At 71.3% G+C, this 22,716-nt stretch carries 19 protein-coding genes; 5 read left to right on the forward strand and 14 right to left on the reverse strand.

What is annotated here, in order from left to right; translation table 11 throughout:
• Window positions 1-2 precede the first annotated feature (2 nt).
• Window positions 3-752, forward strand: coding sequence for a sirohydrochlorin chelatase (locus tag ACY34M_RS11550; RefSeq protein ID WP_462718327.1), 750 nt, complete (start codon window positions 3-5; stop codon window positions 750-752).
• A 7-nt stretch (window positions 753-759) separates the two neighbouring features.
• Here the strand turns inward: ACY34M_RS11550 and ACY34M_RS11555 are convergent, their stop codons facing one another.
• Window positions 760-1,746 carry an ArsR/SmtB family transcription factor gene (locus ACY34M_RS11555; RefSeq protein ID WP_462718328.1) on the reverse strand — a complete coding sequence of 329 codons (987 nt, stop codon included), beginning with the start codon at window positions 1,744-1,746 and terminating at the stop codon, window positions 760-762.
• 79 nt (window positions 1,747-1,825) lie between these two features.
• Here ACY34M_RS11555 and ACY34M_RS11560 point away from each other — a divergent pair, with 79 nt between their 5' ends.
• The gene (locus ACY34M_RS11560; protein ID WP_462718329.1) at window positions 1,826-3,103 is read left to right on the forward strand and encodes an MFS transporter; all 1,278 of its coding nucleotides are present in this window, start codon (window positions 1,826-1,828) and stop codon (window positions 3,101-3,103) included.
• Window positions 3,104-3,114: 11 nt separating this feature from the next.
• On the opposite strand, the gene ACY34M_RS11565 is transcribed toward ACY34M_RS11560, so the two are convergent.
• From ACY34M_RS11565 to ACY34M_RS11580, 4 genes are all read right to left on the reverse strand, one after another.
• A complete protein-coding gene (locus ACY34M_RS11565) occupies window positions 3,115-3,699 on the reverse strand; it encodes a TIGR03086 family metal-binding protein (protein ID WP_462718330.1) in 585 nt (194 codons plus the stop codon).
• Between the two features lie 54 nt (window positions 3,700-3,753).
• A complete protein-coding gene (locus ACY34M_RS11570) occupies window positions 3,754-4,767 on the reverse strand; it encodes a ketopantoate reductase family protein (protein WP_462718331.1) in 1,014 nt (337 codons plus the stop codon).
• Between the two features lie 24 nt (window positions 4,768-4,791).
• Entirely contained in the window at window positions 4,792-5,346 is a 555-nt protein-coding gene (locus ACY34M_RS11575; RefSeq protein ID WP_462718568.1) for a DUF1697 domain-containing protein, read from the reverse strand.
• Window positions 5,347-5,460: 114 nt separating this feature from the next.
• Window positions 5,461-6,666, reverse strand: a complete 1,206-nt coding sequence (locus ACY34M_RS11580) for a S8 family peptidase (RefSeq protein WP_462718332.1) — start codon at window positions 6,664-6,666, stop codon at window positions 5,461-5,463.
• 360 nt (window positions 6,667-7,026) lie between these two features.
• Here ACY34M_RS11580 and ACY34M_RS11585 point away from each other — a divergent pair, with 360 nt between their 5' ends.
• Entirely contained in the window at window positions 7,027-9,312 is a 2,286-nt protein-coding gene (locus ACY34M_RS11585) for an MMPL family transporter (RefSeq protein ID WP_462718333.1), read from the forward strand.
• Between the two features lie 50 nt (window positions 9,313-9,362).
• Here ACY34M_RS11585 and ACY34M_RS11590 read toward each other — a convergent pair whose 3' ends face one another.
• From ACY34M_RS11590 to ACY34M_RS11605, 4 genes are all read right to left on the reverse strand, one after another.
• Window positions 9,363-10,502 (reverse strand): CDP-alcohol phosphatidyltransferase family protein, encoded by a 1,140-nt coding sequence (locus tag ACY34M_RS11590; protein ID WP_462718334.1) that lies wholly within the window; start codon window positions 10,500-10,502, stop codon window positions 9,363-9,365.
• A 203-nt stretch (window positions 10,503-10,705) separates the two neighbouring features.
• Window positions 10,706-11,938 (reverse strand): macrolide-inactivating glycosyltransferase, encoded by a 1,233-nt coding sequence (gene mgt / locus ACY34M_RS11595; protein WP_462718335.1) that lies wholly within the window; start codon window positions 11,936-11,938, stop codon window positions 10,706-10,708.
• Window positions 11,939-12,007: 69 nt separating this feature from the next.
• A complete protein-coding gene (erm, locus tag ACY34M_RS11600) occupies window positions 12,008-12,805 on the reverse strand; it encodes an ErmE/ErmH/ErmO/ErmR family 23S rRNA (adenine(2058)-N(6))-methyltransferase (protein WP_462718336.1) in 798 nt (265 codons plus the stop codon).
• A 102-nt stretch (window positions 12,806-12,907) separates the two neighbouring features.
• Window positions 12,908-13,045 carry a hypothetical protein gene (locus ACY34M_RS11605; protein WP_462724113.1) on the reverse strand — a complete coding sequence of 46 codons (138 nt, stop codon included), beginning with the start codon at window positions 13,043-13,045 and terminating at the stop codon, window positions 12,908-12,910.
• Between the two features lie 825 nt (window positions 13,046-13,870).
• On the opposite strand from ACY34M_RS11605, the gene ACY34M_RS11610 reads away from it, so the two are divergent.
• Complete coding sequence (locus tag ACY34M_RS11610) at window positions 13,871-14,743, forward strand: phosphotransferase enzyme family protein (RefSeq protein WP_462718337.1); 873 nt, start codon at window positions 13,871-13,873, stop codon at window positions 14,741-14,743.
• Between the two features lie 28 nt (window positions 14,744-14,771).
• Here ACY34M_RS11610 and ACY34M_RS11615 read toward each other — a convergent pair whose 3' ends face one another.
• The 4 genes from ACY34M_RS11615 to ACY34M_RS11630 all read right to left on the reverse strand — a co-directional run bounded on the left by ACY34M_RS11615 (window position 14,772) and on the right by ACY34M_RS11630 (window position 19,146).
• On the reverse strand, window positions 14,772-15,497 hold the full coding sequence (locus ACY34M_RS11615; protein ID WP_462718338.1) for an exonuclease domain-containing protein: 726 nt from the start codon (window positions 15,495-15,497) through the stop codon (window positions 14,772-14,774).
• A 99-nt stretch (window positions 15,498-15,596) separates the two neighbouring features.
• Window positions 15,597-16,865: an SAV2148 family HEPN domain-containing protein gene (locus tag ACY34M_RS11620; RefSeq protein ID WP_462718339.1), complete on the reverse strand. Its 1,269-nt coding sequence runs from the start codon at window positions 16,863-16,865 to the stop codon at window positions 15,597-15,599.
• A gap of 129 nt (window positions 16,866-16,994) precedes the next feature.
• Window positions 16,995-18,314 carry a copper amine oxidase gene (locus tag ACY34M_RS11625; protein WP_462718340.1) on the reverse strand — a complete coding sequence of 440 codons (1,320 nt, stop codon included), beginning with the start codon at window positions 18,312-18,314 and terminating at the stop codon, window positions 16,995-16,997.
• A 46-nt stretch (window positions 18,315-18,360) separates the two neighbouring features.
• Window positions 18,361-19,146, reverse strand: coding sequence for a Tat pathway signal sequence domain protein (locus ACY34M_RS11630; RefSeq protein WP_462718341.1), 786 nt, complete (start codon window positions 19,144-19,146; stop codon window positions 18,361-18,363).
• A 160-nt stretch (window positions 19,147-19,306) separates the two neighbouring features.
• Here ACY34M_RS11630 and glgX point away from each other — a divergent pair, with 160 nt between their 5' ends.
• Window positions 19,307-21,424 carry a glycogen debranching protein GlgX gene (gene glgX / locus ACY34M_RS11635; protein ID WP_462718342.1) on the forward strand — a complete coding sequence of 706 codons (2,118 nt, stop codon included), beginning with the start codon at window positions 19,307-19,309 and terminating at the stop codon, window positions 21,422-21,424.
• Here the strand turns inward: glgX and ACY34M_RS11640 are convergent.
• Window positions 21,399-22,661 carry an MFS transporter gene (locus ACY34M_RS11640; protein WP_462718343.1) on the reverse strand — a complete coding sequence of 421 codons (1,263 nt, stop codon included), beginning with the start codon at window positions 22,659-22,661 and terminating at the stop codon, window positions 21,399-21,401. The two genes, glgX and ACY34M_RS11640, sit on opposite strands and share 26 nt — an antisense overlap.
• Window positions 22,662-22,716: the final 55 nt, after the last annotated feature.

Here is a 22,716-nt window from a genome sequence, read left to right on the forward strand (position 1 = left end):
TCATGCGACACTCCCCCGACTCCCCGGTCCTCCTCGTCATCGCCCACGGCAGCCGCGACCCGCGCCATGCCGCGACGGTGCACGCCCTCGTGGGCGAGGTCCGGACGCAGCACCCCGGCGTGCGGGTGGAAACGGCGTTCCTGGACTTCAATGTCCCGTCGGCGCACGGCATGCTGGAGTCCCTGGCGGCGGAGGGTGTCCGCGACGTGATCGCGCTCCCCCTCCTCCTCACCCGCGCCTTCCACGCGAAGGCGGACATCCCGTCGGTGCTGCGCGAGGCGCCGCGCGGGCTGCGGATCCGCCAGGCGGAGGTCCTGGGCCCCGACCCGCTGCTGGTCGCGGCCCTCGAACGACGCCTGTACGAGGCGGGGCTGAGCCCCGCCGACAAGCCCACGACCGGGGTCGTCCTGGCCTCGGCGGGCTCCTCCGACCCGGAGGCGATCGCAGTGATCGCTGAAATCGCGCGGGAGTGGCGGCACACCGGTTGGTGCGCCGTGCGGCCTGCGTTCGCCTCCGCATCTCTGCCGCGCACGGAGGACGCCGTGCGCGAACTGCGGGCACTCGGCTGCGAACGGGTGGCCGTCGCCCCGTACGTCCTCGCCCCGGGCCGCCTCCCGGACCGCATCGCGGCGGGCTCGGCGGACGCCGACGTCCTCGCGAACGTCCTGGGCGCCGCGCCCGAGGTGGCGCGGGTGCTGATGGATCGTTACGAGACGGCCTGCGTAAAGGAGTTGCTGGCGGTCGGCGCCTGAGCCGCGCTCATCCGCACAGCTTCTCCCCCAGCTCACTGCGCGCATACCGCACGCTCCGCCCGCTGCGCGTGCGCAGCAACAGCCCGGCGTCGTACAGAATCGACAGGTGCTGGCTGACCGCACCGGGAGTGACGGCGAGGCGGTGGGCGAGTTCCGTGGTGGACGCCGGTTCCGCGAGCAGCCGCAGGATGCGGGCGCGGGCGGCACCGAGCAGCCGGGTCAGCGCCTCGCTGGTCGCCGGAGGCGGCGTCTCCGAAATGGTGGCGCGGCCACGGGCCGGATAGCTGAGCAGCGGCGGCAGTTCGGGGTCGATCATGGTGTGCGCGCCGTGGCAGAACAGCGTGGGGACGAGGACGAGCCCCCGGCCCTCGATCGGGATGTCGGCCTCGCGCCACGGGTGGAGGCTGTCCCGCTGGACGAGGGTGAGCACCTCGCCGTCCCAGGTCAGCCTCCGGTCGAGGCTGGTGAACAGTCCGCCCACCCCCGCGTCCGCGAGCACCTTGCCGCGATGGGTGAGATCGGCCTCCAGGACGGACTGGACGCGCGGCCACCAGTCCGGTGCCAGGCACTCGTGCCAGTACTCCGCCAGCGCGTCGGCGATGCGGTGGCGGAACGCGGCCGGCTCCGCGAGCCCCGCGCGCACCACCGGCGGAAGCCGGTCCGCCACCGTGTCGTAGGCGGCGGTGAATTCGGGTTCGAGACTCTCCGGCGGGACGGCGCGGATCTCGGCGAGCTGCTCCGCGAACGTCGGGCGCGGGCGGTTCGGGCGCGGGGTGAGGAAGTCCGGGAGCCACAGGTGGGGCGCGACGAGCGCGCCGAGCAGTTCGGTGTCGAGGTGCCGGAAGGCCGGGGCCAGGCGGCGCAGCCACGGCCGCTGGTGCGGGTAGCGGGCGGGGTCGCGCCAGCAGCGCAGCGAATAGACGGCCTCCTGGAGCGGCGAGTACGCGAAGGACGTACGGGCGAGATCCCCCACGACGAACCGGAACTCGATCACGGCACCGCCCCCTCCCCCGGTGTTTAGCGTGAGGCTAAAGGATTGTCGCGGCGGCCCGTACCCCGGCTTCCCTGTCGCCATGACGACATCTCCGCCCCGCCCCTCCCCTCCCACGAGCACGAGCACGAGGACGACGCGCCTCGCCGGGCTGCTGCCCACGGTGCCGGGCTTGCGCCGACTGTCCTTGCTCACCCTTCTGAACGCGTTCGGGCGCGGGCTGTTCTTCCCGGTCAGCGTCCTGTACTTCACGCGGTTCGTGGGCCTGAGCGCCGCCTCGGTGGGCGTGGGCCTCAGCGTGGCCGGGGTGTTCGGGCTCGCGGCGGGGGTGCCGGCGGGGCGGGCCTCGGACCGGTGGGGGCGGCGGCCCGTACTGACCGGCCTGTGGATCGGGTGCGGCATCGGGCTCGCGGCGTACACGCTGATCGACTCGTACGTCTCGTTCCTGGTGACGGCGGTCTGCTACGCCACGCTCAGTCAGGGCAGCATGGGCGTGCGCAACGCGCTGTACGCGGATGTGCTGCCCGCCGGGCAGCGCGTCGAGGGGCGGGCGCATCTGCGGATGGTCACCAATGTCGGCATGGGCGTGGGCGGTGCGTTCGGCGCGCTGGCGCTGCAACTCGACAGCCGGGGCGGCTACACGGCCCTGATCCTCGTCGACGCGCTGGCGTTCGTCGGCTCGGCGCTCATGGTGCACCGGCTGCCGGGCGGTGCGGGGCGGCGGCCGGCCGCGGACACGCCTGCGGAGAGCCGGTGGCGGGCGGTGCGCGATCTGCCGTTCCTGGCGGTGACCTTCCTGAACGCCGTACTGGCCCTGCAGTACAGCCTGTTGGAGGTGGGCCTGCCGCTGTGGATCGCACAGCACACCGAGGCGCCCCGATGGACGGCCGCCCTCGTCATGGTCCTCAACTGTGTGCTGGTGGCGCTGCTCCAGGTGCGGGCGACGCGCGGGGTGGAGGATCTGCCGGGCGCGGTGAAGTCGATGCGCCGCTCGGGCCTGCTGCTCGCGCTGTCCTGTGCGTTCTTCGCGTTCTCCGCGGGGATTTCGCCGATGGGCGCGCTGGCGGTCCTGGTGATCGGCGCGGTGGTGCAGGTGCTGGCCGAGGTGTTGCAGGCGGCGGGCGGCTGGACCGTCGGTTACGGCCTCGCCGATTCCCGTGCGCAGGGCGTCTACCAGGGCGTGTTCAACTCCGGTCAGGCGGCGGCGACGATGGCCGCGCCCGCCCTCGTGACGGTCACCGCGATCCAGCACGGCACGGCGGGCTGGGCCGTGCTCGGCGTGCTGTTCGTGGTGGCGGGGCTCGGCGTGGGGCCCGCCGTGCGGTGGGCACGGCGGGACGCCGAGTGGCGCGGCGAGTGAGCCGGGTGCCGTCAGCGCGGGTCGCGGCCGCTGAGGGCGAGGGCCTGCGCGTACACCGGCGCGTCGTCCGGGACGGCGACGGGAGCGGCGAAGCCCTCGTACTGGCGGTACAGCTCGGCGTTCGCCCCGACCACCTGGAGCAGCAGCGCCGCCGCGCCGTCCGAGACACGGAATTCCTGGCCGGTGGCGCGGGCCACGTCCCAGCCGTGCAGGACGAGTTCGGCCCACAGCAGGGCCGCGACCTCGGGGGCGGGCTGCTCGGCGAAGCCGAGGTCGATCGCGCCCTCCCAGACGGCGGGGTCGGCCCAGACGGCGACCGCCCGGTCGAGGTCGGCGGCGTACGTCGCCGCCCAGTCCTCGTCTGCCGTGAGGTCGCGCGCGGCCAGTTCCTCGGGCAACTGGGTGCGCAGCGCCCGGTGTTCGAGGCCGTGCGAGGTGTAGACGGTCCAGTGGTTCACGAGGGTCCGCACGTCCCAGTCGCCGCAGCCCGAGGCCGCGTCGAGCCGGTCGGGCTTGACGCCCGCCGCGACGCGCACGGCCTCGGCGGCGCTTTCGGTGAGGTACGGGTACACGGTGTCCATGCAGAGTTCGTTCATGCCGGTGACGCTACGGGGGCGGGGCGCCGCGGCTCTTGAACAAACGCGACAGGGCTACGGGGCGCTGCGCGCGTCCACTGCGGCGATCAGGTCCGCCACGCTCGTCTCGCCCGCCGAACGGCCCTCGCGCGATGCCTGGTTGGCGAGTTCCTGGAGGACGTCGTTGATCGGTGTCGGCACTCCGTGCAGGCGGCCGAGGAGGGCGATCTCGCCGTTGAGGTAGTCGGCCTCGATGCTGCCCGCGCCGCGCTGGAGGGACTGCCAGGAGGAGCCGCCGCCGCGCGTGGAGCTGTCGAAAGGCTCGAAGGTGATCTTGTCGGCGCGGGCCCGCTTCTCCTCGTCCTGCGGGGTGAAGGCGATCCCCGCGGCGGCGAGCACGGCCTCGCCCTCGGCGCGGGCGCGGGCGACCAGGGAGAGAGCCTCGTCGCCGGCGAGCACCCCGGAGACCGCCTCGACCGAATTGGCCAGGTTGGCGAGGAGCTTGGCGTACTTCCAGCGCATCACGTCGTCGACGACGGGCGCCTCGAGGAGCCCCTTCTCCAGGTCGGCGGAGATCGCCCGCGCGGTCTCGTCGCTGCCGCTCGGGTAGCGGCCGAGGTGCAGCATCCCGGAGAGCGGGGCGCCCTGGGCGCGGACGACGCCCGGCTCGACGAACGTGGCGGGCAGCCATACGCACATCGCGTACACGCGCTGGAAGGTGCGCAGGGCGATCCGCTCGCTCTCCACGCCGTTCTGCGCGCAGACGAGCGGCAGGCGCAGCGCCGCGGTGCCGCCGCCCTCGACGGGCCGCGGCCCCCACGCGGCGAGCGCGGCGGCGCTGTCCTGGGTCTTCACCGCGAGGATCAGCACGTCGTCGGCGCGCAGCGTGCCGAGCGCCTCCGGCCCGTCCACGACCGGGAGTCGGTGGGTGTGCGGCCCGTCGGGCGTCTCGACGCGAAGGCCCTTGTCGCGCAGCGCCGCGTACTGCGTGCCGCGCGCGACGAGCACGACGTCGCCGTGTCCCGCCTGCGCAAGGCGTCCGCCGATGACGCCGCCGACCGCTCCTGCTCCGATGATGATGTAGCGCATGCGCCGACCCTTTCACGGACCCGTTCACCGTGGGGCCGTGAGCTCCACCAGTTTCGTCACGGTGTTCCAGTTGCGGCTCGTCGCGACGAGGCCCTTGTTGAGCGCCGGGCGGGACAGCTGGGCGCCCAGCTTCGAGACGCCGAGGCCCTCGGGAGCGTAGAGGTAGAGGGCGCGGTCACCGAGCCGGAAGTCTTCGGGGGCGTACGCGGCCGGGTCCACGGCGGCGAACCGCTCGGCGGTCACGGCCTCGGAGAAGTACGTGACGTGCAGCTGCTTGGCCTCCAGTTCGGCGACCGGGAACGGGCACGCCTCCATGACCGCCTTCAGATACGCGTGGCCGCGCACGAGGACGTCGACGGGGAAGCCGAACTCGCCCTCGATCGCCTTGCCGATCGCCGCCGCGAGCGACTCCTCGTCGCCGCCGTCCGGCGCGGTGAAGGCGACATTGCCGCTCTGGAGGTAGGTGCGTACGTCGGCGAGGCCCAGGCCCGCGACCACCGGCCGCAGTCCGGCCATCGGCACCTTGTTCCTGCCGCCCACGTTGATGCCGCGCAGCAGCGCCGCGTACCCCTCGGTCACCTGAGTCATGGGCACACGATAAGGCGGCCGCCGTGCCCCGTGGGGGTGAGCACGACGGCCGCCCGTCACCGAGCCGGAACGTTTACCCGGCTCGGTGACCAGTGCATCGCCCGACTACTCGACGACCTTCAGGAGCTTGTTCGCCGTGCCGTCGGACGCGTTCTTGATGGCGTCCGGGGTGGCCCCGTCGGTGAGCGCCTTCGAGACGTCGGCCGGGGAGGCGTCCTTGTGCCCGGCCAGGTAGACGGCGGCCGCGCCGACCACGTGCGGCGTCGCCATCGACGTACCGGAGATGGTGTTGGTCGCGTCGTCGCCGGTGTTCCAGTCGGACGTGATGTCCGATCCAGGCGCGTAGATGTCGACGACGGAACCGTAGTTGGAGAAGTCCGACTGCTCGTCGTCCTTGGTCGAGGAGGCGACCGTGATGGCCTCCGGGACTCTGGCCGGGCTGGACTGGGAGGCGTCCGCCGACTCGTTGCCCGCGGCCACCGCGTAGGTGACACCGGAGTCGATGGACTTCTTGACCGCCGCGTCGAGCGCCTCGTCCACGCCGCCGCCGAGCGACATGTTGGCGACGGAGGGGCCCTCGTGGTTCTCGGTCACCCAGTCGATGCCCGCGACGACCTGCTCGGTGGTGCCGGAGCCCTGGTCGTCGAGGACGCGGACGGCGACGATCTTCGCCTTCTTGGCCACGCCGTGCGCCTCACCGGCGATGGTGCCGGCGACGTGCGTGCCGTGGCCGTTGCCGTCGTCGGCGCTGTCGTCGTTGTCGACCGCGTCGAAGCCGGAGGAGGCGCGGCCGCCGAAGTCCTTGTGGCTGATCCGGACACCGGTGTCGATGACGTACGCGGTCGCGCCCTCGCCGGCGCTGTCCGGGTACGTGTACTTGCTGTCGCCCGCGGTCTCCGCCTGGTCGATGCGGTCCAGGCCCCACGACGGCGGGTTGTCCTGGGTGGCGTCGATGTGGAACTTCTTGTTCTGGACGACCTTGGACACGGCGCCGTCGGCGGCGAGCCGCTTGGCCTCGGTGTCCGAGAGGCCGCTCGCCGAGAAGCCGTTGACGGACGAGCTGTAGTTGCGCTTGAGCGTGCCGCCGTATTCCTTGGCCAGGTCCTTCTTGGCCGAGGCGTTGGCCTTCTGGTCGAGCAGCACGATGTAGCTGCCGGACACGGCGCCCTTCGCGTCCTGCCCGTAGACCTTGCCCTCGGCGGGGGCCGCGGTGGCGGAGAAGCCGCCGAACATGGTGACGCCCACTGCTGTCGCCGCCGTGGCTATCGCCGCGGTGAGCTTCATCGTGCGCGCATGCTGGTTTGTTGCCATGAAGAGGGGTCTCCTCAGTGGTGTGGGGGGAATGCCAGCGCCCCCAGGACGAACCTTCGCGAAGGTTGTCAAACTCCGGAAGATGTCCGGGGGTTGAGACGAAACCCTGACCGATTGACGCGATCAGATCAAGACCTACATGAACCTGTGACGTGCTCAACAAGGTTTCGTAATAACAAATCGGGCGGTTCCCGGAGGTTCGGATCAAGGTCCACCGGTTCATACCTCGGCGGCTCAACCCCCGATAGATGTAAGGGACTCGGGTCATCCCGCACGCCGATCCGGGCCGCCCGCACTTCACCGAACAGCACGACGAACCGGCCTTATCCCGCCCATACCTTCGACTCCGGAGGTGACCTGATGGCGAGGAACGGGGAACGGCGGGAGCACCGGACGCGCGGCTTCGCGGCGCGGGCCGGCGGGTGGAGCGCCCGGCACCGATGGGCGGCGGTGGGGATCTGGGTGCTGTTCGTCGTGGTGGCGATGGGCCTGGGGTCCGTCGCGGGACGCGTGGACGTGTCGGAGGACGACCAGCTCAAGGGCGAGACGAGCCAGGCCGCGCAGATCATCGACGAAGCGGGCGTCGACGAACCCGCGGGCGAGACCGTGCTCGTACAGAGCAAGGACGGTGCGTTACGGGCGAGCGCGCCGGAGTTCAGGGCCGCGGTCGCCGATGTGATGAAGGCCGTGCAGGGCACGGGCGAGGTGACCGACGTGCGCTCGCCGTACGCCGCCGACACCCGGACGGTCTCGAAGGACGGCCGCACCGCGCTCGTCCAGTTCGACATGCGGGGCGACCCCGAGACCGCGGCAGACCGGGTCGAACCGGTGCAGAAGGCTGTCGCGGACGTCGCCGGCGACCATGACGCGCTGCGGATCGAGGAGATCGGCGCCGCGAGCATGAACAAGACCTTCGAGGACGCGTTCGGCGACGACTTCCAGCGCGCCGAGTACTCGGCGGTGCCGGTGGCGCTCGGCATTCTGCTGATCGCGTTCGGCGCGCTCGTCGCGGCGCTGCTCCCGGTGGCGCTCGCCATTACGGCGATCATGGCGACGATGGGGCTGATGGGCGTCGTCAGCCATCTCCAGCCGATGAGCGAGACGGCGAACTCGGTGATGCTGCTCGTCGGTCTCGCGGTAGGCGTCGACTACTGCCTGTTCTATCTGCGGCGCGAGCGCGAGGAGCGGATGAAGGGGCGCGATCCGCAGACCGCGCTGCGCGTCGCCGCGGCCACCAGCGGCCGGGCGATCATCGTCTCCGGCGTCACGGTGTGCGTGGCGATGGCGGGCATGATGTTCACCGGGCTCGCCGAGTTCCAGGCGATGGGGCTCGCGTCGCTGATGGTGGTGGCGGTCGCGATGGTGGGTTCCGTGACCGTGCTGCCCGCGCTGCTCTCGCTGCTCGGGGAGCGGGTGGAGAAGGGGCGGATCCCGTTCCTGCACCCGACCAAGCGGCGGGGCGGCGGCAATGGCGTCAACGGGGAGGGCTCGGGCAGCCGGTTCTGGAGCCGGGTGCTGACCGTCGTCCTCGCGCGGCCCGCCGTCTCCGTCGTCGTCGCGGTCGGCGCGCTGCTCGCGATCGCCGCGCCCGCGATCGGCATGAAGACCCAGAACCTCACCCTGGACCAGGAGTTCGGCGACTCGCTGCCGATCGTGGCGACGTACGACCGGGTCAACGCGGCGTTCCCCGGCGGCTCCGAGCCGGCCGAGGTGGTCGTGCGGGCCGAGGACATCAACGCCGCCGAGGTGCGCTCCGCGCTCGCCGACTTCAGGGCGCGGGCCGTCAGTTCCGGCGCCTCGCGCGGACCGGTCGAGGTCACCGTGCACCGGGACCAGAACGTGGCGATCGTCGACGTACCGCTCGTGGGCGGATCCGATCAGGACAAGGCAGAGAAGAGCCTGGCGCTGCTGCGCGACCAGGTGCGGCCCGACACGCTCGGGAAGGTCGACGGCGTCGAGGCGCCGATCACCGGGCAGGTCGCGGGCTCGAAGGACTTCAACGACCAGATCGTCGGATCCGTGGTCCCGGTCTTCGCGTTCGTCGTCGTCTTCGCGTTCCTGCTGATGCTGCTCTCCTTCCGGTCACTGACGATCGCGGTCACGTCGATCGCGCTCAACCTGCTGTCCGTGGGCGCGGCCTACGGGATCCTCGTGGCCGTCTTCCAGCACGGCTGGGGCGCCTCGCTGGTCGGCGCGGAGGGCGTGGGCGCCATCATCACGTGGCTGCCGCTGTTCCTGTTCGTCATCCTGTTCGGCCTCTCGATGGACTACCACGTATTCGTGGTGTCCCGGATCAAGGAGGCCCGCCTTCAGGGGCGGACGAACCGCGACGCGATCCGGCACGGCGTCGTCACCACCGCGGGCGTGGTCACCAGCGCCGCCGTCATCATGGTCGCCGTGTTCAGCATCTTCGGGACGCTGTCCATGCAGTCGATGAAGCAGATGGGCGTCGGCCTCGCGGCCGCGATCCTGATCGACGCGACCGTCATCCGCGGGGTGCTGCTGCCTGCCGTGATGGCGCTGCTCGGGGAGCGCAACTGGTATCTGCCGAAGTGGCTGCGCCGGCTGCCGGACCTGACGCACGACGAGGCGGGCGTCGAGCCCGCCCCGGTGCCGCGCGAGGGCGGCGAGGAGGTGCGCGTCTGACACGCGCGCCCCTCGTACCCCTTGTGCCCACGGCCTGTTCACCGCTCGCGTCACGCGACGGCGGACAGGCCGTTCGCGTCGTCGCGGTCCTTGTCGGTGCCGTTCTTCTGCTCGGTGCCGGGCTGCCCGAGGGCGTCCTGGTCCGCGGTGTCCAGGTGTGCGGCGTCCTGGTTTGCGGCGTCCTGGTTTGCGGCGTCCTTCTCGAAGGCTTCGAGCGTGCGGCCGAAGTCGCGGGTGGACAGCAGCAGCTTGTAGACGATGGCGAGTTCGAAGACGAGCAGCAGCGCACCGGCCACGACGGTCGCCCCGATCACCTGGTCGAGCAGCGGACCGATGATGAAGACGGCCATCTGGAACTCGATGCCGCTGATCAGGTGCGTACGGATGCGGTGGCGCAGCAGGAAGGACCGGAAACGCAGATAGACCGGGAAGCGGCTGCGGAACTCCTGGTGCAGGTCGACGACCTTGGGGGCGGGCGCCGGCTCCAGGGTCTCCGCCGTCTCGGCCCCCGGCTCCGCCTTGACGGTCGCCTCGTCCTCGGCGACCGCTTCGGCGACGGCGTCGGCGGTCGCCGCCCCGTTCAGGTCCTGCTCGATGTCGGCGGACGGGTTGGCCCGCAGCAGGTCCTCCATGAACGCGATGCGCTCCGCGTTCTGCGCGCGCCGGGCCGCCCGCATGCGCGTCTTGATCTGCTTGCGCATCGTGTGCCGGGTCTTGAAGATCTCCAGCGAGTTGATGTAGCGCAGGCCGTCGAGGAAGACGACGGCCACGGCGAGCCAGATGTAGATCAGGTCGCCGGTGCGCTGGAACTGCCCGCCCATCAGCGCCACGGCGCAGGCCATGACGCGGACGCGGTCGAAGATGTAGTCGAGCCAGGCGCCGAACACGGAGCCCTGCCCGGTGAGCCGCGCGACCTTGCCGTCCATGCAGTCGAGCACGAAGCTCAGGTGGTAGACGAGGGCCCCGACGATCAGCCAGGGCCAGCCGCCCATCGCGAAACAGCCGGCCGAGACAAGGCCCAGGATCAGGGCTCCCCAGGTGATCTGGTTCGGGGTGATGCGCGTCCAGCGCGCCGTCAGCCGTACGAGAGGTGTGGCCACCGGGTCGACCAGCAGGACGGTCCACCACGCATCGCGCTTTTTCTGGGTGAGGCGCCGTACTTCGGGCAACGTCGGTATGTCTCGGGGCATGAGGCGCGCCAGCTTCCTTTGTTCAAAAGTAGGTTCACCTCACGGTAAGAATGCGTTTTGAAGAAGTTCAAGATCGTACGGACGCAACCTTTACAGCGTTGTATCAGTCGTACATTGCAGGCGAGTCCCTTTCGTTATCTGTTGGGTACACGCTTTTCACGGAACAGCGGAACCATCCCTTCAGAAATTGCGTCGGGGCGGTGTCAGGCGGGCAGTTCGGCCTCGATGAGGTCGGCCGCCTGCCGCGTTCCCCCCTCGTCCGCCATGTCCCGCCGGACCTCAGCGAGCCGCCGGGCCACCTCCGGATCGTCGACCAGCGCGAGGACGGCCTCGCGGAGCGTCTCCGCGGTCGCCTCCTCCATGGGGACGTGCCGGGCGACGCCGAGGCCCTGCAGAATGTCGGCGTTGCCGAACTGGTCGACGGCCTGCGGCACGGCGACCATCGGCGTGGCGGTGGCCAGGCCTTCCTGGCTGCCACCGGCCCCGGCGTGCGTGATGAAGGCGTCGGCCTTCTTGAGGATCGCCAACTGCGGTACCCACTGCCGCACTTCTACGTTGCCGGGGACCGGTCCGAGGTCCTCGGCGGTGACGTGCCGGCCGACCTGGAGCACGACGTGCCAGCCCGACAGGTCGCCGAAGGCCTTCACACACTCCCGGTAGAACCCGGGCTGCTTGGTGAACGAGGAACCGAGCGACACGAGCAGCACGCGCTCGGCGTCGGCGGGGCGCTCCCAGTCGCCCTGCGCCGAACGGTCGCCCTGGCAGGCGCCGACGAAGGTGTTCTTCTTCTGGTCGACCCGGTCGGCATTCGGCTGGAGGGCCTTCGGAATGAGGACGAGGGTGCGCTCGTACCTGCCCCAGAATGCGTCGGCGTCCTTCGGGACGCCGGAATCCCTGAGCCACGCGTCGAATTTCGCGTAGTACGCCTGGCCGCGCGGCGTCTTCCGGGGCTCCTCCCACATCGGCTTCGCGACCTCCTCCTCGTAGCCCTCCCAGGCGACGAGGTTCGGCGAGAGCGTGACCGCGGGGACGCCCCAGCGGTGGGCGAGGACGCCCGCGGGGTACGAGGTGATGTCGTGGATGACGAGGTCGGGCACGCCGATGCCCTCCTCCCCCTCGCCGTCCCCCTCATAGGCGGCGATGAGCTGGGGCAGGGCGTGGATCGCGTCGTCCAGGAACGGCTCCACGTTGTCGAGCAGGGTCGTCCCCCAGGCCTCCGGGTCGTCGTCGGGGCCGGGGAGCGTGGTGCGGTAGAGGACCGGCTCGGCGCCGGTCTCGGCGATCTTCTCCTCGAACAGGTGCGGGATCGCGTACGTGACACGGTGCCCACGGGCGACGAGTTCCCGGATCACTTCGAGACTCGGGTTCACGTGCCCGTGGGCGGCGATGGAGAACATGGCGATGTGGGCACGTTTGCCGTGATTCGGGGTCGTCATGCCCACACCGTATGCGAGACGATACGTCTCGTGCAACTTGTTTTGTGAGGCGCTGTCTGCCGGCCTCGGCTATCGGTGCAGGGCGCCCCACAGCCTCAGCCACTGGTCGGGCGCGGCCTCCCCGACCAGCGCGCCCGGCCGGATCCCCGCTTCGCGCAGTGCGGCCTCGACCCGGCGCCGCGGGTGGGCCCGGCTCAGCGAGGCGCGCAGGCTGCCGCCGACGCCGGAGAACCCGAGCACGACGAGCCGTTCGTACGCGGGGTACTCGGCCGGGGTCAGCAGCGGCGTCGCCCTGCGCTCGATGCGGAGCACGCCCGCGTCGACCCGAGGGGCCGGGCGGAACGCGCTGCGCGGCACCCGGCCGAGCAGCCGCCACTCGAAATACGGCCAGGTCAGGACGGTGCGGCGGGTCCAACTGCCGTAGTCGCCCGTGCGTTTGCGGGCGTACTCGAGCTGGGTGAGCAGCACGGCGCGGGTCAGCGCGTCGGCGCGCAGGCACCAGTCGACGACATCGGCCGTCCGCGAGAACGGCACGTTCCCGGCGACGGCGAACGGGGTGCGGGGCGGCCGCACGGCAAGAAAGTCCGCGTGCCGTACGCGGACGCGGGGCTGCGCGGCGAACCGCTCCCGCAGCCGCGCGACGAGCCGCCCGTCGATCTCGTACGCGACGAGGTCCGTGGCGCGCCGGGCAAGCGGCGCGGTCAACGCACCCTTGCCCGCGCCCACTTCGAGGAGCAGCGGGGTGGGATCAGCGGTCTCCGACTCGGGCGTCGCCCACCGCGCGAAGCGGCGCGCGACGACGTGATCGGCAAGAAAATTCTGCGAGAGGGCACGCGAACGAGACGTGCCGGTGGAGCGGACGGCCATGTCCTGGAGTCCTTGTCATCCGTACGGAAAGCGGTCGGACGAAGGCACTGACCGGGACCGCGATCACGTCCGCGACGAGGCGACCACGGGGAACGCGCGCATTCAGAGGCCGCGCGCCGCAAGCACGTGTGCCGCGAGCGCGGGCGTGGCGGACGCGAGCGTCGCGAGCGCGGGCGTGGCGGACGCGGGCGCCGCGGACGCGGGCCTCACGAACACGGGCGCCGCGGACGCGGACCTCACGCACACGGGCGCCGCGGACGCGGACCTCACGCACACGGGCGCCGCGGACGCTGGCCTCGTGAACACGGGCGTCGCGGACGCGGGCGTCGCGGACGCGGGCGTCGCGGACGCGGGCGTCGCGGACGCGGGCCTCGCGAACACGGACCTCACGAACACGGCGTCGCGGACGCGGACCTCACGAACACGGCGTCGCGGACGCGGGCCTCACGAGCACGGGCCTCGCGAGCACGGGCGTCGCGAGCACGGGCGTCGCGAGCACGGGCGTCGCGGACGCGGGCCTCACGAGCACGGACCTCGCGGACGCGAGCGTCGCGAGCGCGGGCGTCGCGGACGCGGGCCTCACGAACACGGCGTCGCGGACGCTGGCCTCACGGACACACGTGTCACGGGCCCTTGCGTCACCGACACGTGCATCGCGAGCACGGGCGCGAAGACGTGGGCGTCACGGCCTCTTCGCCACAAACCCATGCGTCATGGACACGAGCCTCACGGACACGGGTGTCACGGACGCCTGCCTCACGCACACGCGCGTAACAGACGCCTACCTCGTGAACGTCAGCGTCGCGGGCGGGTGTCCGGGGCGGGTGCGGAGGCCCACCGCACGCCTGCGGAGGCGGTGCCGGTCAGAGCGCCGGGGCGACGCGCAGCCGGGCGGCATGCGCGCAGCCCGCGAACTGGCGGGTCACGGAAATGGCCATCATGGCTGCGCTGCACATGACCCACATGGTGGTCGGGATCGCGCGGCGCCGTCCAGTGAATTTTCGGGTCGCCACGGACCGGGTGGGAGACTGGACCCGTACCAGGTGAGACGCGGGAGGCACAGGAATGGACGAGGCACGGGCACGGGACGTGCTGGCGCGGGCGGATGTCGTGGACGGCGCCGCGGAGCTGATCGCGCTCGGCGAGAACGCGGTGTTCGCCGCCGGCGACCTCGTCGTCAAGGTGGGGCGCAGTGTGGAGCACGGCGGAGCCGAACTGCTCGACCGCGCCCGCCGCGAACTGGCCATCGCCTCCTACCTCGAGGGGCACGACGTCCCCGCGGTGCGGGCCGCGAAGGACGAGGCGCTGGTCGTCGACGGGCACCCGGTGACCGTGTGGCACCGGATCCCGGCGGCCGTCCGCCCGGCCGAACCGCGTGATCTGGCGGAGCTGATCAAGCTGGTGCACGCGCTCCCGGCACCGACCGGTTTCACGCTGCCGCGGCGCGAACTGCTCGGCGGGGTCGAGCGCTGGCTGCGGCTCGCGGGCGACGCGATCGACCCGGCCGACGCGGACTATCTGCGCGAGCGGCGGGACGGTTTCGCGGACGCCGCCGCGGCACTGACCCCGCACCTTCCGCCCGGGCCGATCCACGGTGACGCGCTGCCGCGCAACGTGCACATCGGGCCCGAGGGCCCCGTCCTCGTGGACCTCGAGACGTTCTCCTCCGATCTGCGGGAGCACGATCTGGTCGTCATGGCCCTGTCGCGGGACCGGTACGGACTCCCGGCCGAGGCGTACGACGGGTTCGTGTCCACGTACGGGTGGGACGTGCGCGAGTGGGACGGGTGCGCGGTGCTGCGCGGCGCGCGGGAGACGGCGTCCTGCGCCTGGGTCTCGCAGCACGCGCCCACCAACCCGAAGGCACTGGCCGAGTTCCGCCGCCGGGTGGCGTCGCTGCGGGACGGTGACCCTGAGGTCCGCTGGTACCCGTTCTGACCCTCCGCCCGCGCCGCGCGGGCGGGGGCTATGTGGCGGCCGGTGCGTCCAGCGTGCGCATCGGCCACACCGTGTCCACCACCGCGTCCGGATTGCCCTTCCGGCGCAGGAAGTTCTGGAAGTCGGCCGCCGACTCGGCGAACCACTCCACCTGTCTGCGGTGCAGCTCGGCCGCACCGAGCTCCGCGACCTTCGCGTGCCGCTCGCCTATCGCACGGGCGAGCAGCGCCGCGGCCAGCGCGTCCGCCGAGGCGTCGTGCGCGGCGTCGAGCGCGACGCCGTACTCGGTGCAGACCGCTTCGAGGTTGCGCTTGCCCCTGCGATACCGGTCGACGTAGCGGTCGATCGTGTACGGGTCGACGACCGGCGCCGGCTCGACGCCCGCGAGCCGCTCGCGCAGGGACGGCAGCCCGTGCCGGGCGAGTTCGGCGGAGAGCAGGGTGAGGTCGAACGTCGCGTTGTAGGCGACCACCGGGACGCCCGTGCGCCAGTAGCCCACCAGTATCTCGGCGAGGGCGTCGGCGACCCGGTCGGCCGGCTCGCCCTCGGCGGCCGCCCGCTCGTTGGTGACACCGTGCACCGCGATCGCCTCTTCGGGGATCGGCACTCCGGGATCGGCCAGCCACTGCCGGCGGCCGAGGACCGTGCCGTCCCTCACCTCTATGACGGCGGCGGTGACGATGCGCGCCTCGCGCGGATCGGTACCGGTCGTCTCCAGGTCGAAGCCGATCAGCAGCTCGCGGTGCCAGCCCATGGCAGCCCCCTTCTCGTGGTGCGTTCCCCCAGTGACCACCACCTTCGCACGCCCCACTGACAATCCGGCCGGACGCCCGTCGCAGGCGGCCCGGGGCTGCTACGACACCGGCCGCGCGTCCGCCCACGCCTGCTCGAATTCGTCGCGGTACGTCACGAAAAGGCCGTTCTCCCCGACCTCCGCCGACGCGCTCGCCTTCACCACGCGACCCCCGCCGCGCAGCACGAGGACCGGCGCCTCCATCCCCCGCGTCCTGCGCAGATACGTCTGGACGACCGCGACGCCGTCCGAGCCGTCGCCGTCGACGAGGTAGGCGGTGAACCGGGGCGTCTCGTCGAAGACGCGGATCTCGAAGGCGCCAGGGTCCTTGAGACTGGCCCGCACCCGGCGCATGTGCAGGATGTTCATCTCGACGGTACGGCTCAACTCGCCCCTTTTGAGCCCTAGTTCCCGTTCACGCCGTTTGACCGCACTGGACGCCGGGTTGAGGAAGAGGAGCCGTGTGCGGCAGCCCGACTCGGCGAGGCGGACCAGGCGGCGGCCCGAGAAGTTCTGCGCGAGCAGGTTCAGGCCTATGCCGATGGCGTCCAGGCGGCGCGCCCCGCCGAAGAGGTCCTCGGCCGGGAACTGGCGCAGCAGCCTGACCCGGTCCGGGTGCACGCCCACGACGTCCGCGTACCGGTCGCCGACCAGGTCCTCTACGGCGTCGACGGGCAGCCGGCGGGCCGAGGGGACGTCGGATCCGGCGCCGAGTATGTCCAGGAGCCGTGCGGAGGCGCGCTCGGCCTGCGCGAGGACCGCCTCCGAGAGGGCGCGGTTGCGGGAGACGACGTTGCGCGTGACCTCCAGCTCGTCCAGGGCGAGCTCCACGTCGCGGCGGTCGTCGAAGTACGGCTCGAAGCAGGGCCAGTGCTGCACCATCAGCTCGCGCAGCTGCGGCAGGGTCAGGAACGACAGCACGTTGTCGTCGGCCGGGTCGAGGAGATAGCCCTTGCGGCGGCTGACCTCGCGCACGGCGACGGCCCGCTGCACCCACTCCTGGCCGGCGGGCCCCGCCGCCGCGACCACCCAGTCTTCGCCGTGAACGGGCGCGTAGACGGGGCGGAGCACGGCGGCGACGACGGCGCGCAGCCGCTGCTCCACCAGATTCAGCCAGATGTAGGCCCGCCCGGCCCGCTGCGCGCGCGTACGGACCTCGCGCCAGGCGTCGGCGCCCCAGTCCAGCTCCGGTCCTATCTGGGACGCCACGTCCATGGGTCTGGCCAGCGACACCGCGCCGGGCGGGATGTCCGTGGAGGCTGTCTCCTGGCCGTCCTGTCCCTCGCGACCGTCGTCACCAGGGGGCAGCTCCAGCCCTCCCGAGCTCACCCGCTCCGCACCGCCTTCCGCCCCCCGAGCCTGTCGTGCCCGCGTCTGTGGAGCACAGTCCCCAGCAACGATCAAGGAAGGGTACTCCGGGAGCGGGTGGCGATGCAGCCGGATGATGCCGCTGGTTTCTCAACTACCGTTTCGGGGAACGCCGTTCTGTCCCGCGAGATCGGCCGGAGTGAGCGGATTCATAGCGGTCACGTCCCTGGGGGCCAGTGAGAAGCCCTGCCAGTGCACCGGCATGGGTTGCTGGTCCTCGTCACGGGCGATGTGGTGGAACCCGATGTTGACCCAGGTGATCGGATGCGTGAGCGTCTCCCCGTTCACCCACTTGTTGACACTTGAGCCCCCGCAGTTCGCCGCCGGGTTGTCGCTCGCGTACTGCTCGCACTTTTTGTACTGGGTGAAGTAGACGTCGTGCTTGGTGAAAGCACGTCCGGGGAACTTGTTGGAGCGGCCGGGCACGAACTCGTACGACCTGGGGTGGTTGTCCTTGTTCTTGCCGGCCGTGGAGACCACGCGCCACCACCGCATGTCCTTCACGTCGCCCGCGAGTTCCTTGGTGACGGGGGTGCGGGTCGTCTTCGTGGTGGGCGATCCGTCGCCGCTCGGCGGGGTCACCTTGGAGTCGTACTGCTCGACCTTGGCCTTGGGCGATCCGTCCAGGCCGAAATTGAGCCGCCAGAAGACGTTGTGGTTGTGGCTCTCGGCGTAGGCGCTGGCGCCCTTGCCGATGGGCCAGCCCTTGCCGTCCGTGCCGTCGTAGTCGAACGGCGAGAGGCTGCCGGTGGCGCCCACATTCGAGGTGATGGTGCCGTCCGAGGCGAAGCGCCACTCGGTGATGTACTCGTACCAGGACGCCTTGTTGACCGTGTAGACGAGCAGGTCCTTGCCCTGGGCGCTGTAGAGCTTGCCGCTGCCGCCGGTCGAGCCGTCGTCGCTGAGCCGGTACGCGTGCCCGCGCGCACGCGTGGTCGTGCACAGCCCCTTCACGTTGCCCGTGTCGGGGACCTTGACGGTCTTGATGGTGCCGCCGGGGCATTCGGTGGCCTTCAGGTTCTGCAGTGCCTGCCCGAAGTCGGTGCCGGTGACGTCGTCGTACTCGGCCTCCCCGTCGTCATAGGGGACATGGACCTGGGCGAGACGGGCGCTGGTCAGGACCTTGATCGGCTGCGCCTCGCCCTTGGGCTGGTAGCTGACGTCGTCGAGGACCAGTCCGGACAGCGTGTTGTAGTGCCAGCACATGCGCCAGGTGGTGCCGCCGTCGAGGGTCTGCTCGATGCGGTACGCGTCCGAGCAGGCGGGCGCGGCCGCAGTGGGCGCCTGTGGCGGGGCGGCCGTGGCGGCGGGCGCGGTGGTGAACATGCCGGCGAGCAGCGCGGTGACCGCGAGGCCCGTGGCGACTGCGGCGGGCCGGGTGCGGGCGCGCGGAACTCTGTTGACGTGCATACGAAAAGCGCTCCTTCATGGAGGAGAGATCGGTGGAGTCCGGCTCTCAGCCGAGGCGGTTGACGGTGCGGGCGCTGAGGTCGACGACGAGGGCGCGGGTGTCGATCCACGGCCCGTTCACGACCTTGGTGATGACCCGCAGGCAGCGGTGCTCGCCGCACTCCTTTAGGCCGGAGGGCACATTCGCCACGGTCTTCTTGCGGAACACCATGCCGCTCAGCTCCAGCTGGTCGGGCTTCGCGAGCTGCTTGCCGGTGGCGTCCTTGTAGTCGCCCTTGAGGTCGGCGCCGAGCGGGTCCGCGATCAACAGCTGGGCGGCCTCGGCCAGTTCTTCCTGGTTCGGCGGTGGCTGCACGCCCTGGTCCGTCCTGCTGTCCTCGACCTTCCCCGTGTCGAGGTTCACGGTCTTCGTGACGACGGAGTCGCTCTTGTAGTCGTAGTACACGACGTCGGCGCGGCGCTGGTCGGCCGCGGCGCCGCTGAGACCGGGATCGACCTCGGTCAGGTTCGTCGACAGGTGCTGCGGGCCGCGGTCCCCCTCCACGTCCCGCGCGTTCAGGCGCAGGTTGTGCGCCGCCGTCGCCAGCTTCTCGGCGCGCTCCGTCTCGGCGTCCGTGAGCGGATCGCGCCCCACCCCCTTGGCTTCCTCTGCGGGCGCGGGCTCCACGGTGCCCTCGGGGGCCACCGCGTCCTGCCGCGCCGCCCCTGCCCTGGTCATGTCGCTCCCGCCGTTGTCCGGCAGGGTCACGCCGACCGCGACGGCGCCGCCCGCGACCGCGAGCGCCACCACCGCCATCAGCTTCCCGAGATGGCGTCTTGCAGTAGTGCGCACATCTTCCCCCAAATTCCCCGGCAGCCCCGGTCGAGGGCCTGCCGGTCCGACATGGTCTTCCTGTAAGAGGGCGCCAACTCCTGTGTGGTTGCCTCACTTTGGGGCAGAGAGTGTCCGATGCGACCCGGACCGCCGGGCGAGAAGTGAAAGAGTCGTCAGCATGCAGGTCTGGCCTGGACAGGCGTATCCACTGGGTGCCTCGTACGACGGCGCCGGGACGAACTTCGCGGTCTTCTCGGAGGCTGCCGACCGTGTCGAGCTGTGTCTGTTGCACGACGACGGCTCGGAGACCGCGGTGGAGCTGCGGGAGGCCGACGCCTTCGTGCGGCACGCCTATCTACCGGGGATCATGCCGGGGCAGCGCTACGGGTACCGGGTGCACGGACCGTACGAGCCGGCGCGCGGCCTGCGCTGCAATTCGGCGAAGCTGCTGCTCGATCCGTACGCGCGCGCGATCAGCGGGCGGATCGACTGGGACGAGGCGGTGTACGGCTATCCGTTCGGCTCCCCGGACGAGCGCAACGATCTGGACTCGGCTCCGCACACGATGGCGTCGGTGGTGGTGAATCCGTACTTCGACTGGGCGGACGACCGGCTTCCGCGCACGGAGTACCACGAGACGGTGCTCTACGAGGCCCACGTGAAGGGCCTGACGATGCGGCACCCCGCACTGCCGGACGAGCTGCGCGGCACGTACGCGGCGCTCGCGCATCCGGCGATCATCGAGCACCTCACGGAACTGGGCGTGACAGCTCTGGAGTTGATGCCGGTCCACCAGTTCGTCAACGACCACCGCCTGGTGGAGATGGGGCTGAACAACTACTGGGGCTACAACACGATCGGCTTCTTCGCCCCGCACAACATGTATGCGTCGTGGGGCGACCGCGGCGAGCAGGTCCTGGAGTTCAAGTCGGCGGTACGGGCACTGCACCAGGCCGGAATCGAAGTCATTCTGGACGTCGTCTACAACCACACGGCCGAAGGCAATCACCTGGGTCCGACGCTGTCCTTCAAGGGCCTCGACAATCCGTCCTACTACCGGCTCATGGACGATCCGCGCTACTACATGGACACCACGGGGACGGGGAACTCGCTCCTGATGCGGTCCCCGCACGTCCTCCAGATGATCATGGATTCGCTGCGGTACTGGGTCGAGGAGATGCACGTCGACGGGTTCCGCTTCGACCTGGCGGCCACCCTGGCCCGGCAGTTCCACGAGGTGGACCGGCTGTCGTCGTTCTTCGACCTGGTGCAGCAGGACCCGGTGGTCTCCCGCGTGAAGCTGATCGCGGAGCCCTGGGACGTCGGCGAGGGCGGCTACCAGGTGGGGAACTTCCCGCCCCTGTGGACCGAGTGGAACGGCAAGTACCGCGACACCGTACGGGACCTGTGGCGCGGCGAACCGCGCACGCTCGCCGAGTTCGCGGGCCGGCTGACCGGCTCGTCGGACCTCTACCAGGACGACGGACGCCGCCCGCTCGCCTCGATCAACTTCGTGACCTGCCACGACGGCTTCACTCTGCGCGACCTGGTGTCGTACAACGACAAGCACAACGACGCCAACGGCGAGGGCAATCGCGACGGCGAGAGCCACAACCGGTCGTGGAACTGCGGCGCCGAGGGCGAGACGGACGACACGGCGGTGCTCGACCTTCGGGACCGCCAGATGCGCAATTTCCTCGCTACGTTGATGCTGTCGCAGGGCGTCCCGATGCTCAGCCACGGCGACGAGTTCGGCCGCACCCAGGGCGGCAACAACAACGCCTACTGCCAGGACAACGAGATCGCGTGGGTGCGCTGGGCCGACCCCGAGGGACCGCCCGACCCGTTCCTGGAGTTCACGCGCGCGATGGTGCGGCTGCGCCGCGACCATCCGGTGTTCCGCAGGCGGCGCTTCTTCCACGGCCGTCCGGTCGAGGGCACGCACGACGACCTGTCGGACATCGCGTGGTTCACCCCGGAGGGCGAGGAGATGACGCAGCAGGACTGGGGCGAGGTGCAGGCGCGCGCCCTGTCCGTGTTCCTGAACGGCAACGCGATCTCGGAGCCCGGCGCGCGCGGTGAGCGCATCCAGGACGACTCGTTCCTGCTGCTGTTCAACGCCTCCCCGGAGCCGACGGAGTTCGTGGTTCCGGTCGACCACGGGCGCCAGTGGCAGGCCGTCGTCGACACGGCGCTGCCCGCCGGTCTCACGGCGGGCGAGGGCCAGAAGGTGCAGGCGGGCGACCGGCTCTCGGTCGAGGGCCGCAGCCTCACGGTGCTGCAGCGACCGGCGTAGGCGCCCCTCCGGGCGCCTGGAGGGGCCGTACGCGCAGCGCGACGAGGAAGGCGGCCCCGGCGGCCAGGCTGCCCACCGCGAAGGCCGCGGCGGCCCCGTGGGACTGCGCGAGCCGGCCCGCCACGGCGAGCGTGACGGCCTGTCCGCCGACGAACGCGCTCACCGCGGCCGTCATGCCCTCGCCGAGCCGTTCGCGCGGCACGGCCTGTTCGGTGAGCCCGAACCCGGTGATCAGGTTCGGCGCGAACAGGGCGCCGAAGACGGTCACCACGACGTACAGGAGCGGCAAGGAGTGCGTGAAGACAAGCGGGAGCGACAGCAGGGCGGCGGCCGCGGTGGCGACCCGCCAGCGGGCCCGCAGCGTGAACCGGGCGGGCACCGCCGCCATGGACAGGCCGACGACGGCGCTCATGACGCCCATCGCGGCGTAGACGAGCCCCGCCTGGTCGCCGTGGCCCAACTCCTCGGTGAGCGCGGTGATTCCGGCGCCGCAGCCGCCGAGCAGAATGCCGAGGAGGACGAGCCCCGCGCGCACCACGTGGACCTGGCGCGGCAGCCGTGGCCGGTCCGCACGCGCGCGTGGCCGCGCGTCTGCCGGGACGGGCGGCACCGCCGTGGCGGTCGGGTGCAGCGCGAACGCGGTGCCGCAGCACGCGACGAGGAGCGCGGCGGCGCCGAACGCGTAGGCGGGGTGCGCCACCACGGAGGCGATCCCGATGAGCGCGGGGCCGAGGACGAAGCTCAGCTCGTCCATGGTGGACTCCAGGGACAGCACGGCGTTCACCACCCGCTCGTCGGCCCCCTCGCGGCGTACCAGGGCGACGCCGCGGGCGCGCGCGAGCGGGCCGATGCCGGGGACCGTGGCGCCCGCGAGGACGCCGAGCCCGATCAGCGCGGGCGTCGGCAGACCCGCGAGGGACGCCAGCGTGTAGACGCCGATCGCGAGGCCGTTGAGCAGCGAGAAGGCGAGGACGACGGGGCGCTGGCCGCGCCGGTCCGCGAGCCGCCCGACGAAGGGGCCCATCGCCACTTGGCCGAGCGCGAGGGCGCAGGCGACGATGCCGCCGGTGGCGAGGGAGCCGCTGGTGCGGGTCACCAGGAGGACGCTGCCGAACTGGATCACCGCGACCGGCAGCCGCCCCAGGAACGACACGACGGGCAGCGGGCGCCCCGTCGCCGCGAGCACCCGGCGGTACGCGTCGAGGGTCCCGCCGGCCTTGTTGGATGTACCAGGCATCGTCCGACGCTAACGAGACACCCGCGCATGCACGCATGCGGTGATGACACGAAAG

This window comes from Streptomyces sp. EDA2-14, assembly GCF_054963755.1.